Origin of the sequence: Streptomyces sp. NPDC007157 (genome assembly GCF_040634235.1) — a bacterium.
Classification (GTDB): Bacteria; Actinomycetota; Actinomycetes; order Streptomycetales; family Streptomycetaceae; genus Streptomyces.
In genome coordinates this window covers 67,908-82,071 of the sequence record NZ_JBEYFE010000038.1, presented here as the reverse complement: position 1 = coordinate 82,071, position 14,164 = coordinate 67,908, and the positions used below count along the sequence as shown (strand labels likewise).

The 14,164-nt window shown below is 67.7% G+C and carries 12 protein-coding genes and 2 pseudogenes; 8 read left to right on the top strand and 6 right to left on the bottom strand.

From position 1 onward, the window contains the following. Positions 1-634: 634 nt before the first annotated feature. Positions 635-799, bottom strand: a pseudogene (locus ABZ642_RS42220) (lamin tail domain-containing protein); the annotation flags it as partial. Between the two features lie 365 nt (positions 800-1,164). Here ABZ642_RS42220 and ABZ642_RS42215 point away from each other — a divergent pair. Beyond that, positions 1,165-2,052 carry a hypothetical protein gene (locus ABZ642_RS42215; protein ID WP_360495630.1) on the top strand — a complete coding sequence of 296 codons (888 nt, stop codon included), beginning with the start codon at positions 1,165-1,167 and terminating at the stop codon, positions 2,050-2,052. Between the two features lie 19 nt (positions 2,053-2,071). On the opposite strand, the gene ABZ642_RS42210 is transcribed toward ABZ642_RS42215, so the two are convergent. After that, entirely contained in the window at positions 2,072-2,596 is a 525-nt protein-coding gene (locus ABZ642_RS42210) for a hypothetical protein (protein ID WP_360495627.1), read from the bottom strand. Between the two features lie 383 nt (positions 2,597-2,979). On the opposite strand from ABZ642_RS42210, the pseudogene ABZ642_RS42205 reads away from it, so the two are divergent. Next, a pseudogene (locus tag ABZ642_RS42205) lies at positions 2,980-3,237 on the top strand (IS110 family transposase); the annotation flags it as partial. An 85-nt stretch (positions 3,238-3,322) separates the two neighbouring features. Here ABZ642_RS42205 and ABZ642_RS42200 read toward each other — a convergent pair. After that, positions 3,323-3,520, bottom strand: a complete 198-nt coding sequence (locus tag ABZ642_RS42200) for a hypothetical protein (protein WP_360495624.1) — start codon at positions 3,518-3,520, stop codon at positions 3,323-3,325. A 154-nt stretch (positions 3,521-3,674) separates the two neighbouring features. On the opposite strand from ABZ642_RS42200, the gene ABZ642_RS42195 reads away from it, so the two are divergent. From ABZ642_RS42195 to ABZ642_RS42180, 4 genes are all read left to right on the top strand, one after another. Then, positions 3,675-3,989 (top strand): hypothetical protein, encoded by a 315-nt coding sequence (locus ABZ642_RS42195; RefSeq protein WP_360495621.1) that lies wholly within the window; start codon positions 3,675-3,677, stop codon positions 3,987-3,989. 1,491 nt (positions 3,990-5,480) lie between these two features. Further along, positions 5,481-6,272, top strand: coding sequence for a sigma factor-like helix-turn-helix DNA-binding protein (locus ABZ642_RS42190; RefSeq protein ID WP_360495618.1), 792 nt, complete (start codon positions 5,481-5,483; stop codon positions 6,270-6,272). Further along, entirely contained in the window at positions 6,272-6,781 is a 510-nt protein-coding gene (locus ABZ642_RS42185; protein ID WP_360495615.1) for a hypothetical protein, read from the top strand. The genes ABZ642_RS42190 and ABZ642_RS42185 overlap by 1 nt, the downstream gene beginning before the upstream one ends. 225 nt (positions 6,782-7,006) lie before the next feature. Then, complete coding sequence (locus tag ABZ642_RS42180; protein ID WP_360495612.1) at positions 7,007-7,438, top strand: hypothetical protein; 432 nt, start codon at positions 7,007-7,009, stop codon at positions 7,436-7,438. 670 nt (positions 7,439-8,108) lie between these two features. Here ABZ642_RS42180 and ABZ642_RS42175 read toward each other — a convergent pair. From ABZ642_RS42175 to ABZ642_RS42165, 3 genes are all read right to left on the bottom strand, one after another. Beyond that, positions 8,109-8,708 carry a hypothetical protein gene (locus tag ABZ642_RS42175; RefSeq protein WP_360495609.1) on the bottom strand — a complete coding sequence of 200 codons (600 nt, stop codon included), beginning with the start codon at positions 8,706-8,708 and terminating at the stop codon, positions 8,109-8,111. A 292-nt stretch (positions 8,709-9,000) separates the two neighbouring features. Further along, positions 9,001-10,344: a DUF4041 domain-containing protein gene (locus ABZ642_RS42170; RefSeq protein ID WP_360495607.1), complete on the bottom strand. Its 1,344-nt coding sequence runs from the start codon at positions 10,342-10,344 to the stop codon at positions 9,001-9,003. 32 nt (positions 10,345-10,376) lie between these two features. After that, positions 10,377-11,627 (bottom strand): hypothetical protein, encoded by a 1,251-nt coding sequence (locus ABZ642_RS42165; protein WP_360495604.1) that lies wholly within the window; start codon positions 11,625-11,627, stop codon positions 10,377-10,379. A gap of 450 nt (positions 11,628-12,077) precedes the next feature. Between ABZ642_RS42165 and ABZ642_RS42160 the strand changes: the two genes are divergently transcribed. Continuing rightward, positions 12,078-13,343, top strand: a complete 1,266-nt coding sequence (locus ABZ642_RS42160; protein WP_360495602.1) for a hypothetical protein — start codon at positions 12,078-12,080, stop codon at positions 13,341-13,343. A 237-nt stretch (positions 13,344-13,580) separates the two neighbouring features. Beyond that, the gene (locus ABZ642_RS42155) at positions 13,581-14,114 is read left to right on the top strand and encodes a hypothetical protein (protein WP_360495599.1); all 534 of its coding nucleotides are present in this window, start codon (positions 13,581-13,583) and stop codon (positions 14,112-14,114) included. Positions 14,115-14,164 lie beyond the last annotated feature (50 nt).

Genomic DNA, 14,164 nt, shown 5'->3' with positions numbered 1-14,164 from the left:
ATGTTGACCGCGTTCACCGACCAGAAGTCGGGGAACTCGACGCCACGCTGCTCGAAATTGACCGAGCCGTCGCGCCAGTTGGTCATGACGACGTCGGGGTTGCCAGCGCGGGAGGACTCGGTGACCAGCCCGCGCGCCTCGCCCCCGACGCCCCACACTCCTGGCAGGGCCACGACTTCGACCTCACCGAGGTCTGCGGACCGGCCCCCACCGCGATCGCCCGGCCCGCTCCCTTCGCCCCCGACGCCGCCCCCGAGGCCGCCCCAGGCGCGCTCGTGGTCCCGGACGGCGACGAGCCGCCCAGCGAGCCGGACTTGCAACCCGCGAGCAACAGGCAGGACAGCACCACGGTCATCGTGGCGCGGCGGGTGAATGACATGACAGCCCCTCATGGTCTGGCGACGGCTGCCCAGATGCTGCCCTACCCGGCCCGCGCCGTAGCGCGCGGGGTAGGGCGCGCGGACGCACACCCGGCGTACACCCGCCCGAAGAGCTCAGGGCGAGGGACCTGACACCGGCACGGACACCGGCCTCACGACGCCGGCATGGACGTACGGGCCAAAGCAGACGCCAGGCTGCCGGCGCTCGGGCGGCAGTTACCCCGCCCGAGCGCCGGCCGACACCGCCGGGTTGGTCAGCGGCGCATGGCGGCGCCGTTGCGGCGGCCACCGCGGGGCTGGCCCCAGGTGACCTCGTCGACCAGCCGGCCGCGGTCGTTGCGCAGGGTCGCGGTGCCACGGTCGTTGTTCCACACGTAGGCGCGGCGGTCCTGGTACACATCGGTGGCGCTGTCGCGGCCTCTTCGCGGACGTCTCGCCGTATCGGTCGATGTGGTCAAACACGACCTGGTGGTTGCGGGCGGCGCGGGTGCGCCAGCCCAGGACCTGCTCGCGGGTCAGGTCATCGAGGATCAGCTCCTAGTCGACGGTGATGTCCTGCCGCCTAGCCTGCTGCTCCCAGCAGATGGCTCGTCACCACGGCGGAAATAGGTGACCAGCAAGGCAGAACAGAAGGTACGCATCGGCGGCCGGTGTTGCGCTCCTTTCCCGAGTCGCACCACCGGCGCCGGGCGCCAGCTACCCCCTTGTGTCCGCGTGTCGATGTGCCGGGCGGACGGTTCCCCGACATTAGGTTCAGCCTGCCGGGAGAGCTGGGAGAGTGCGAGTGAGCGGACAGCAGACCACGGAGAAGTCCTTCTTCGAGAAGGCCGCATACATCGTCACTCCGGGATCGGTCGTCTTCGCCCTCCTGTACTACTTCGGCTACACCTATCGCAACGCCTACTACGCCTACTTCGGACTCGGTGCCAGTGAACTGGGGTTCACACCACAGGACTACCTGCTTGGCAGTCCGGCAGCCGTCTTTCTCCCCCTGTGGATGCTGCTCGTTCTCGGCATCATCGGGGTACTCGCTTTCCGGGCACTGGAGCGGTGGCTGTCGCAGCCAGATGCTGCGGAACGGCGTGGCCCGGTGACCAGGGTGCTCGGTTCGGTGGGCGTGGGCCTGCTGCTGCTGAGCTTCCCCGTCTTCTTGGAGCCAGCGTGGTGGCGGGCCACGATGTGGGTCCTTCTGCCCGTCGGCTGGCTGCGAGTCCTCCTGCCCGCAGTCCTCGTGGCTGTGGGCGCTCTCCTTGTGCTGTGCGCCATGTACCTGACCCGCGATCCGCAGCGCCGCGGCGGGCGGTTCTGGGGCATCACGGAAGGACTCCTCGTCTCCGCGACAGCGCTGGTCGTGTTCTTTACCCTGGCTCGCTACGCCCACGGAGCGGGCACGTCTGCGGCACGGGACGAGGCCGAGAACAACTTCCGCGACACGACGCCTGTCCTGATCCACTCGCGGCAGCCAATCTTCCCGACGGCCCCCGACGTGCACTGCCTGGACCGGGGCGCCGCCTACCTTCCCTACCGGTACCGATGTATCGGTTTCCGTGTGCTGGCGAAGTCGAGCACTCGGTACTATCTGGTGCCCCCGGAGCGTCTGGCCGACGGGGACATCACCTTGGTCCTGAACGACGACAACTCCGTCCGGGTCGAGGTCCGCGGCCAGGAGTGAGCCGCACCGGCGACCTCGGTCAGGTGAGGGAAACCGACGGCACCTCGCTCGCGCTAGTCTCCTGCTGCGTGGGTGTGCCCTCCGGACCGGACGTCGGGCCGACTGGCATGCTCGTTTGCTGTGGCGCGGGTGTGGGCGTCTCCGTCCCGACTGTCCCGGGCGTCCCGGTGTGCTCAGCCGACATTGCCGGACTGGGCTCGCGCTGTGCCACGGAGGCCGTCACATCGCCCTGGTCCGTCTTGACTTCGACCTGAAGACCTCCGTCGGCCGTACCGGACGGAATGATCAGGGCGAAGCTGCAGGTCTGGTGCGGCTGGAGAGTCGTGCCCCCGCAGGTGTCCTCGGCGACGGCCGCTGCGTTGGAGGCGCTGGTCGGCGAGACACCGACCAGCTTTGCCGTTTCCACCTTCATCGGTTTGTCCGTGGTGTTGGCGACGCTGACGTTCACCTTGGCCGACTCGCCCGGATCCGTCTGCGGAAAATCGATTTGGGCGTCCCTCGACTGCCCCTGCGCACCCGGGAACAGGGTTGCACTGCCCGCCATTTGGGGCGTCTTCGTACCAGCACTACTGTGGGGAACGGTGCCACCGGCCCCGCAGCCGGCGATCCCGGTCACCATGGCCAGGACGACCGAGACTCGCAGAGCATTCGGCACGAGCCGCCGGGGACGCCAAAGGACTTCCGGCGCAGCAGACATTGCGGCCTCCGCTGGGAACTCGACGAGGCTTGCGAGCCTGACACGAATGGGCGGACGAGCCGGGTGATGACCGCGCGGCACACCGCCTGATCACCCAAATCACCCAATAGGGGACCCACGGGCCTGTGTGCGGACGGTCCCTTTCTCGACGTCGACCGGTAGCGTGAGCGGCGGGGCCCGCCTGCCTTCCTCAGGCAGGGCCGCACCAGCCCTGCACGCCCTTCCATGGCAAGGAAGGCGGCCTGACCAGGGCAGACGCCCCAGTGGTCCTCACCCTGGCCCCACCCCGACGAAGGCGGCCCGGCTCATCCTCGCCCAGATCCGGGCTGCCTCAAACGCAGCGGACACACCCGGTCCTTCGACACCGAGGCCGAGCGCCTGCAAAGCGCCTTCCGCGCCCAGTACGCCCAACACCTCCCGGCCGTCGAGGACGCCTTTGGCCAGCAACTGTGGCCCTGCTCAAGCAGTTGGACGCCACCTGCCGGGCAATGCTGGCCCCAAGCCCCGAAGGGTGGGCGCAGCTCGCCGCGCACCCCGCTCTCTCGGGCCGGCGGCCCAGCACGTACTGGTGGATCAGGCCGAGACCCGGCCCTCGAAGGCACCCGGCTCCATGCCACCGCGCCGGACGAAGGGCTGCTGCTCGGTGGCGGCGGCCTGGCGGGCGGCCGGGTCGGCGTAGTGGCCGCGGCCGGTGGCCAGGGCGTCCGCGAACCAGGCGTCGACCTCGGCCTGGGCGTAGCCGCTGGCGCGGCGGGTGAGCAGGTTCCGCACCGCTTCGTCACCCGCGCGGGGTTCGGCCTGTGCCAGGGTGCCGAGCTCGCGCAGCGCCTGGAGCTGATCGGCGCGGGTGGTGGGTGGAGGATGGTGGGGATCGCGCGACGCCGATTGAGAAGGCCCTCGCCGGGCCACTAGCAGGGGAGCACGGATGCCTGAACTGCCCGCCGGGGTGAAGCGGATCAGGAAGGCCGAGGCTGACCGTCCGCGCGTCGACTGGCCCTTCGTCGAGCACGTCGTGCAGTTCACCTACGGCACGGGAAAGGACGAGGTCGTCCTCGCGAACATCGGCGCGAACGGGCCGCTGCCTGTCCCGGCGGCCGGGCAGGTCGTCCGGCTGCACGATGTCTACGTCAAGGTGGTCTTCGTGGACGTGTCCTACGGAGCGACACCAGAGGGGGCGCCCATCGTCCACGCCCTGGCCCGGGTCGAGCTGACCGAAACGCCCGCCGGGAGCGTGCCGTGAGCAGTCTCCGAGATCGGCCCGCGGTGGCGTAGGAGGTGATGGTGCCGATCCCGTCGGGGCGTCGACCCAGGCCTGGGCGGCCGCGATGGCTTCGGCCAGCTCACCGGCCACCAGGGCGAGGTCGGGCTTCGGCCGGATCACCGCAATGACCGTCGCGTTGACCGTCCTCGCGTGCGACGCCCCCGAGCGGCCCGCGCTCTTGGGCATGCCACCCGTCTCCTCCGGCCCCCGGTCCAACTCGAGGCCGGCGGCGGCCAGCCCGTCCTTGGTGAGCAGCCACACCTCCTCCCCGCCTCGGGTACGGCCGCCGTCGACGGCAGGCCGTGCCGTCGTAGATCGTTGACCGCGCCACGACGACAACGGACGGCATGTGCGGCGAGTTCACGGGACTTGGAGACGCCAGGCCGCGCGGCGGGCCGCCGGGCCGGGTGGCGAAGGCCGTCTCGGCGCGGGCCTCGGCCGCCGCGTCGAGATGGCTCTCTCGTGAGGTCTCAAAGGCCGGGGAGATTCCGAGACCTCTGCTCGGGCGCCCGCATGCCCCGTGAAACCCACCACCGTGACGGCGCCGCTCTATCGGGAGGCCTCAACCGGGGCCTTACAGACGTCCGTCACCAGACAGCCCAGAAGCCCGACTGCGGCCCCCTGCAACCACCTTCACTACCGATTAGGGAGATTCCCATGGCACGACTGACCGAGTACGACGCCGCCCAGGCGGCGAAGCGCCTGCGCGTCCCCGTCGCCGCCTTCAGGTGGGCATGACACACCGGCTCTGTTCCGGCCCGAGACATGTCCTCCTGGCGGTGGTCGCGGGCCGCTGTGGAGGCGATGGGGGGAACGCGATCCGGGCCTCGCTCCCCCACGAGCCGATCTCGGCCGCCGTAGCCGGGGACCGGATCGCCCGGGCACTGGGTACGCCGAACGTGCCCGGCGAACCGACGATCACGACCGCCTGCTCATGAGGTTCCTGGAGGACCATCGCGTCCCGTCAGCCTCATAGGTGGGTCCGTCTATTGGGTACCGGCCGTGGGATTTGCGGATGTCGCCGGGGTGCCACACCCGCGCAAGGGTTCGATCGAAGCCGGTTACGTTCGGCCAGTTTTCGAACATTGAGACTCCGTTCAGGTGACGGCCGGGATCCGGAAACGCCTCGTGCGGGCGTCTGTACGATGGCGCCCTCAACAGCACGGCGGCCTCGCTAACCCCTGCGAGACCAAAGGTTGTTGCCGCATCGTCCGAGGAGACCGGCCGGAACCGTAAGGTCCGTTCCCCTCGGTGCTACTCCCTCATCGTCTGCGTTCTCGGGCGATGACCCTACCCAAACATGATCACTAATAGTTGCTACTCGTGAGTATGGAGTCACCGGCAATGCTGCCAAACCGGCAGGAAAGGGTCACGGCAGCCTGCTGAAGGATGTGGGTCATCGAGGCAGGGCTTGCGAGCTCCTGCACCGAGGCGCCGACAGCGCCGTCACAGTCCGAAGGGCCTTGAGCGATGAGTTCCAACCCTCCTCTCTGTTCGCCCCCCAGCGGGGACAGTCCCTCCCAGACCACGGACGACGCCGTCCTGGCCGCCAAAGTCGACGAGGCGATCGGGGACGACGCCGCCCTCGCCGCCGAAGTCGACGAGGTTCTTGGAGCGGAGAGCATGCCGGAGGGCACCGGCGTGATCGGTGCACCCGCGGCCGACGAGGACGCCACCGATCTGGTGGAGTCGGAGGCGGCGCTGAAGATCGACAAGGCGCGCCGCCTGGAGCTGATGCGCGGCTTGAAGCACCAGGTGCGGTACGGCGTCTTCGACGCCTTCCCGGACCCGCGGTGCAACATCGAGTACTTCACCGTTGAGGCTTTGACCCAGGTCTTGCCGACGCTGCCCGCGGGGATCAGCGACCAGGACGCCTTCGAGGCGGTGATGGACGTCGCCGTACAGCTCGCGACCGACGCCCGCCCGCAGTTCGAGAGCCTACGCGGCATCTCCCGGACCCAGCTCTTCTCTCTCCAGACCCTGTACGGCTTCAAGCTCAAGAAGGAGGACAGCGAGTTCCGCAACTTGCTGGTCGCCATCGACAGCATGCCGGACGACGAGGAGGCCGTGGTCTTCCAGATGATCGCCCACTGCGGGTGGACGAACAAGGAGACCGCGCAGGTGCTGGGGCTCAGCGGAGGGCAGGTCAGCAAGATCATGAAGCGGGCCAGGGAGAAGGTGACGGCGACCATCGGCGCTCCGGTGGAGGAGCTCATGGAGAGCTTCTTCGGCAACGACATCGCAAGGAGGAAGCAGAAGTAATGATCTTCAACCACCTTCGTCTGGACCGTCTTAGGGCGCGCCCGGTCACGCACATGCAACCCGCTTCACCGGAGCAGTGGCAGGACGTCGATGAACTGCATTTCGAGGCCATCGAAGCCGAGATCGAGCGGCGGGCGGCGGGCGGCAGTCCCGACGAGGCCCCCTGGGCGTCCGCTCGCTACTTCGACGCCGGCCCCCGCCAGGGAACGACAGCCTTGCAGGTCTTCATCGTTCTGCGGCACCTGTCCGGCGAAGCCGTCACTCACCTGCTCGCCATGGGGCAACTCCTGCGCGACCGGCTCACCGACCGGAAGCAGTCGGCTGCCCTTGAAGCCCCCGCCTGTACACCCACAGACGCCTGCGACCACAACGATCACGGCACGGATCGCGGGCTAGACCTCATCGCCCGTACACGCCGGAAGGAGACCACGAACGCGGCCGCGCCCGACAACCGCAAGACCGACGACATCGCAGAAGAGCAGATCAGCAATGCCGTTCTGACCGGATGACCCCGTAAAAACACGCCGCCGCTCCCAAAGGCCTCGAAAACCCGGAGCGGCGGCACCGGCTCCCAGTCCCCGAACAGCAGTCAAGGACAAGGCAACCGCTGCCAAGGGTTGCACACATCCGTCCACCCCGAACCGGTCTGACGAAGAAATCACACGGCCCGGTCTCCCCCAGACCCTGCATCACGCCCCTGTACCGGCAACCCCTTGAGCAGAAGGCACACCGCCATGTCGAGCAACAGCACTCCGTCCAAGAAGACGGCCGCCAAGAAGACCACCGCGGCCTCCACGGCCGCCCGGAAGGCCGCCGCCAAGAAGACGGTCGCGCCGCGGCCGCGCAACGGGACCGCGCACCCCGCCCCCGAGCCGGTCGCCGCTGACGCGGCCGCGGCGGCGGCGGCCGTGGACGAGAACACGGTGATCGCGAACTTCCTGGCGAACCGCCGCCGACGCCGCAAGCTCCTGGCACTGAAGATCACCTGCTACGTTATGGCGGCCGGAGCGCTGACCTTCATCGGCCTCACCATCTGGCAGCTGACGGTCTCCTCCCCGGTCGCCGACGCGTACGGGACCCTCGCCGGGGTGTTCGTCGCCGCCACCGGCGTCAGCTGCACCGTCTACCACTTCATGCGCCGCCGCAAGAACAACCAGGACGAATAACGCGTCAGGTCTCCTGGTCAAATAGCCTCATCAGATATCCGTGAAGGCCCGGCTCCCAGCCGGGCCTTCACGGGTTTCCGACGTACTGGTGCAGGCAAACTCACCAGCCCCACGGTTGCGAGACCCGTAAGCAGACTGCGCGGCGTTCCTTCCCCTGCAAGTACCGTCAACCCACCTGCGACCACGCCCGCGAGCAGGAACACCAGAGTCGCTCTCATCGACAGTAAGGGCCGGTCCACCACGGTCTCCATTCGTCTGCCCCACCCCAGGAAGGCGGGACTTAACACCCATCCGGCGGATTGCGGAAGAGGAATTACAGAATGGACGAACCCGAAGCCGTTGCGATCCATGTCGGGGGAACAGCAGCAGCAACGGCTAGCGTTGCGCCCGCCCGCCTGCCCGTTCCCGGGACATTCTGACTGGACAACACTCCATTGCCCCGAACGTTGCCAGGACGTTGCTCTGCAACACTGCCGCCCTCCGGCAACACCGCACCAGGCGCACCGCGTGGCCTGGGATCAGTTGGCGGCGGCCGGGTCAGGTGTCCGCGGGGTATCCGAATACCGTCCCGGTTGTGACGCGACGCCCTGACATCAACGCGGCAGGCCAGACCCGCGCTTCCGGTGTCCAGCACCACGGCAAGGCAATGCGGCAGTCCGGTCGGCCTCGTTCAGCGCCCCTGTCCGCGGCGCTGGGCGGGGCGTGCAGCACGTGAGGTGCGGCGTGGACGGCGGGATGGCCGCGCCTCGCCCTCAGCGGGTTGAGCGGTGGGCGAGGAGAAGCCACCGGGAATACCCGCCCGCGCAGGCGCGGGCAGTTGGGGCGCCGGCCCCTGCCCGTCCCGGCGCCGACTCACGCCGGAAGGCTGGACGGCGCGGGCCAGAATGCGGGCGTTCGGGATCAGCGGGGCGCACGCCTGGCAGACCTCCTGGAGTGTCCAGACGCGGCCGACGACGGGATCGTGCTGCAGGACCAGCGCCACACCGCCCGCGCAGTGAGCAGGCGTGTCCGGGTGCGCGGCACACTGCGCGGAGCCGCAGTGGCACCAGGCGTTGGCGTGGACGGTGGCCACCCGGGCATGGGCGGCAGCGTGCTGCGCGGCGAACGCCTTCAGCCCGGCGAGGTCCTTGGAACGGGGCGGCATCCGGCAGGCCGCGGTGGTGCAGCTGACGGTAGCGGTCCGGTCGGCATGCCCCGTCAGACGGACCGTCCAGACCCGGCCGGGGACACGCTCGGTGGAAGGCTCGCTGGCAGCAGTTGTCACAGGCATCCGTTCCTGAAGGAGTCGATGGCAGCAGCAGTCCCCTATGAGCTACCCGCCGCCGGTGCGGCGCCACCTCTACATGCACGCTTGGGGGCACATTCACCATCACGGACTGCCGGGCACTGTTGCAGAAAGCCGCGGACAGATCTTGGAATCGTGGACGCGCCTGTGGCCCCAGCCCTTGGGGCCGGAGCCACAGCACGTGCCCGTGGTCGTGAAGGGGCGGTCGCCTACGCGGCGAAAGCGAGGTCGAAGGACACCAATGTCGCTGGCTCTGTTGCTGACCCTTCGAGCGCACTCAGCTCTGCTGCGGCCAGCGGCTACGGCTCTGGAAGTACTCGGGAGCCGCGGGTTCCTCCGTGAACTCGAGCAGGCCGCCTACCTTGTCTGCCAATAGTGCTCGCACCTCGGATGGTGTGGCGAAGAAGAACTCGCGTCGTTCGTTGACGAAGTTGACGCGGCGCGCGGCAAACGCCTTGTGGAGTTCGGACTCCAGTGTCACGGCGTCCTCGGAGAAGAACATGGCGTGGACGTCGTACCGGAACGGCACTGAGGCGTCGCCGAGCTCTCGGACACGGTCCATCGGCTCGAGGCGGCGGGTCATGCCGATCTTGACGATGTTCGGGCCGAAAGCGCCCAGGTTGGAGATGACGTATACGTAGCCGGCGCGGATGTTCGCAATGCGGTAGTCGTTGGCTGCGATGGCTTTTTCGATGTCAGCGAGGCGGAGCGAGAGCTCAGCGACAGCAGTGTCGTCGCCTTTGGCCCTCAGGGAGTCCAGGACGCTGATGTAGTGCGCTCGCTCCTTCTCGAGTCGCTCTTTCTCGGCGGCCAGCTCCTGCTCAGCCCGGCGCTGTTCGCGAAGGAGCTGGCGTTCCTGGCGGGCGCGTTCGCGCTCTTCTTGTGCCTTCATCTGGAAGTCTGCAGTGAGTTCGAGCTCAGTGATGCGCAGAGCGTGATACTCGGGGTTGATCCGCATCTCCATGATCACCCCCAGCTTCTCGATCGCGGTGACCGCCGCCTCCAGGCGCTTGCGCGCGGCGCGCACGTTCCCCGATCGCAGCGAGCGCACGCAGTTGTCGGCCTCCGCGTTGTAGGCCCGCAGCATCAGTTTGGACAGGTCACCGACAAGCTTTCGCCCTCGGGCCAGGGACCCGTCGAAGGTGAACATGTCGGCAGCGAGGATCGCGCGGCCGCTCTTGATGATCTCGTCGATCTGGCCTTCGAGGCTGTGGAGACGCTCCTTGTAGGCTGCAGCGTTCTCCAGAGGGTGGTGGTAGCGATAGATGCCGACGTCCTGTAGTGCGCGCTGGTCGCTGAGATCGATCACCTGGGCACCGCTGTGCGCGGTGGCGAGATCGGCTTCGAGAGCGGCGATACGGGCCAGCAACGGCGCAGGGTCAACTCCGTTCACCCGCTGCCCAGCCGGAGGATCGGCAGATGTCTGGTCCTGCTTGATCCGAAGTGTTTCCGGCGTTGGGCCGGCGGGGTCCTCGGTGGCCGGCGTGGTGGTGCACACATCGATGCTGTTGTCCGATGCGGACGCGTCGTCGGTGACGAAGAGCTGCCAGCCGGGCGGTGGGGCCGGCCAGGCCGGGTCGGGTTTCCATCCCGGTGGAGGTGTCCAGCCCTTGGGCGGCATGGGCCACCCTGGTGGTGGGTTGAATCGCATCGTCACTGCCCTCGAACCCGGATGCCGCGGCTGGTGTCTGCGGCTACCAGGTCGAAAGGCGACTTTGACAGCGCGGCACCCAGGTGCTGCAACGTGGCCTGCGGGACAACTCTGGCCAGGTCGAACCCGTTGAACGTCTCACGGTCCGCGGCAACGACAGCAAGTGGAACGGTGGCCGGGCGTCCCGTGGCCGGGTCGATGGTGTTGACGCCGACCGTCAGCGCGATCGAGTAGATCTTTCCGGCACGGTCGGCCTCGAAGACTTCGTGGAGGCTGCGGACGGCCACCTGCCAGACCGCGTTCGCGTACCGCTCTTTCTGCTCACGGACCGGCAAACTGCTTGAGGTTATCTCGTCTTTCGTCTTCACGTATCGATACCCCCTGACCGAGGGCACCGTTGAGGGCTCTGGAACGCTGACTGTGAGCGTGAGTTCGCGAGCCTCGAGACGGAACGCATGGTCGTGCTCGACCGGGAAGACCTCGGGGTAGACCGAGTTGGACAGGACGATGCCGACGTACTCCTGGATCGCGGACTCCACATCGAAGGCAAGATCGTTGATGAGCTTGGAGAGCTCGGCGTTGTGAGCCGACGCCTCTGCCTCGCGCTTCTCGCATTCCTGCCTGTACTTCTCCTCGGCGGCAGCCAGCTGGGCCACACGCTTGGCTTCCTTCTTCTCCCGCCGAGCCACAGCCTCGGCGTAGCCCTGCTGGAGAGCGTCCCTGGCACGCTCCCAGTCGCCATGCGCCTCCTCGAAGGCAGCCCTGGCCCTCTCGACAGCCTGCTGGTACCGCTTCTTCCCTCCAAGCACAGCGGACAGTCCCGTGGGTGCAGCCGGCTCCTGATACACCGGCTCAGGGCCATACTCCGGCTCCGCCACCACAGCCGCAGGAACAGCCAGGCCACCCGGCTCGAACGGAGGATGCTCGACCCGCGAGATCTTCAGCGCTTCAAGATCGACATAGTCGTCCACATCCAGAGTCCAGGCGAGCAGCCCGTCGATGTCGGCAAGATCACTGGCCAGATCCGCATTCTTGGACTCGACCTCGGCCAGTCGCGACTCCACCAGAAGCCGCGCAGCCTCACGCTCCGCCGCCTTCTTCTCCGCAGCCGACGCTCTCACCGCCGCCGCCTGCGCACGCTGATGTGCCTTCATGGCCCGTTCGGCTTCGCGCAGCGCTGCAACATGAGCACGATGCGCGGCAGCCTCCTGCTGTCGTCGACGCTTCTCCGCCTGCTGCGCCTGGTAGTTCAACTCCGCGAAGAAACCACGACGTCTGCCCATAACGTCCCCCCAAAAGACCCGGTGCCGAGAACTCCCAGTACCGAGAACTCAAACTTTCTGTGTCACCGTAGCGACGATCACTGCCACCGGGAAGTTGATCCACCATTTGCGCGGGCCAGGCCAAACACCTGCCAGAAACCACTTCTCCCCAACGGCGGACAGGCACATGTCGCGCCGTACCACCCTGAAACCGTGCACCACCCGCTCCTCCTGAGCCCCCGGCACGGTTCTTCGACCCCCGGGGTCCAGCCCAGCAGCAACGACTTGAGCAAGCCCCTGTTCGAGGGAGAAACTTGCCCAAGGGCCACCGGCTTGCCCGGCCAGGTCCGACGACGGGAGACCGAGGAGGACGCGACGCTGACCACTCGCTTCTATGCAGCGCTCTTCCAACACACCACACCGTGACTTACCGTCAATTTCATGGCCAACGGGGTGTTTCACACCAGGTACGGCATAGAGATCAACCTGACGTACGAGGACCTCAATAACCCGGACTACGGCGGACTGCTGGAAGAGATCACCCAGCCCGTCGGGCAGCGGCCTCGGGACCTGCTCCAGTGCCTGAAGGACTACAAAGGCGAGGAGTGCCAGTGCGCTCTAGCCGGCAAGTCGCCGTGGATGTTCGTGCGCCGCCAGCGCAGCAACGGCCAGGTGACGTGGGTCGCGGCGCATCTGCCGCTCACCCACACGGCGACGCCGCAGGAGAGCGACAAGCACAAGGCGATGAAGGAACGGATCGCGCGCACGGCAGAGCGGCACGGACTGAGCGTGGAGACCGAAGCCCGATCGGAGGACGGGCGGGTCATCACCGATGTACTGGTAACGGGCGCCGGAGCGCGCGTCGGATGGGAGGCCCAGTACTCCCCCATCACCACCAACACCGTACGCCGGCGCTCCGCCAAGGCCCGGGAGCGCAACATCGCGCCCCTGTGGGTGACGGCCGATGCCACGTCCGCCCTGATAGACCGCGCTCCCTGGACCCGTGTCGATGACGTGCCCTGGCAGCGCATCGCCTCCCCGCTCACCCTCATGATCCGCGCCGGCGTCCGCCACCTGCAGATCTGGAAATGCACTCCCGGCAGCGAACGGCCCTGCCCCGCAACCGGTGACGCCTGCGGGATGTGGCATAGCGGTTGGTTCCTGCCCGCCCTGTGCATTCCCCAGGAACGCGCTACGCCACTGGACGAACTCGTCGTCACCAGCGCCGACGGCGAACACCTGCCGGTGCGCTCCCGCGACCCGCACGATGCCCGGCGCGCCTCCTACCTGTGGGCCCTGGCACGCGATGTCAGCCGCTGGCGCGAGATCACCGGCGAGACCAATATCCCGCCCGAGTCCGGGCCGGCCGACGACGATGCGGTCACCTACACCGAACAGGAACTCGACAGCTCCTGCCACTACGGAGAAGAAGGCCCGCACACCAGCAGTCCACGCCCGCAACGCGAAAGGACCTCACCCGTCGGGCTGCACACCTTCGACCACGCCCCCGACGACGCCCTCCTGCAGCCCACGAGACCCATCGCCCTGCGCCTGTCCCCACGCGAGCGCCTCGTCGTCGCAGCAGAGCTGAAGTGCCCTCCCTGGGAAATCGGGCCCTGCATGCTGTGTGCCACGCCCGTCCACCGCTACGGACCCCGAAGCCCCAAAGCCTGCCCCGCCTGCCGCCTCATTGCCAGCCACCCGTAAGGGCACCGCCCACCTCAGTGACCACTCTGCCCGAACTCCAGCGGATGGTGAGTCCGGCAGCGACGGCCCGCCAAGGCCGCGGTCGAAGCAGGTCAGCCCTGGCAGAGCAAGGGCGGAGTCGTCGACACGGCAGTAAAGCCGAAGACGCCGCACCCGTTCCAACTACCAGAGCACCACAATGGGTGAACTCCCGCAGTCTCATCACAGGGAGGTACCGCGCTGCCTACTCTCACCAACGTGGAAGCCGAATACCTTCGCCATGGCATGCCCTTGGTGGACTACCAGCTGGCCAAGGCCGACCACCGCCGGCAACACGAGGCCGTACGGCTTCATGAGTGGGTAAAACGCCAGCTTGCCATGGCACCTCCCTGGTCGGAGAAGAAACGGGAGCAGATGCTCGAGCTCCTGGGGTCTCCGCCTCCCCCGTGGGAGTTCCAGCGGTGTCGGCTGCGCTTGTACTGCGGACACATCGTCGAAGCTGCCCGGAGCCGGAAGAGCCTGCGGCCCGACGGAGGGGTCTGCGACAAGGAGACCTGCCCAGAGTGCGGTCTGGATCCGTCTGTGATCGTCGCTTTCGAACCCCTGGGTCCCCTCGCAGATCCTCCGCCGGAGAGGGGCTCGCAAAAGCTCGACCGCTCTGCACAAGAACCGCCCACTGGTCGACGGAGCAAAGCCGAGCTGGCAGCTGAAAACGCTGCGATGCGTGCGGAACTGCAGGCCCTACGCGCGATCACGCATAGCTCCTCCGCGGCAGGCTCGGTCGACGGCTGAGAAAGTCCGGACCGAGCGACAGCCGGAAGCCCGGCCAACATTGGTGCCGC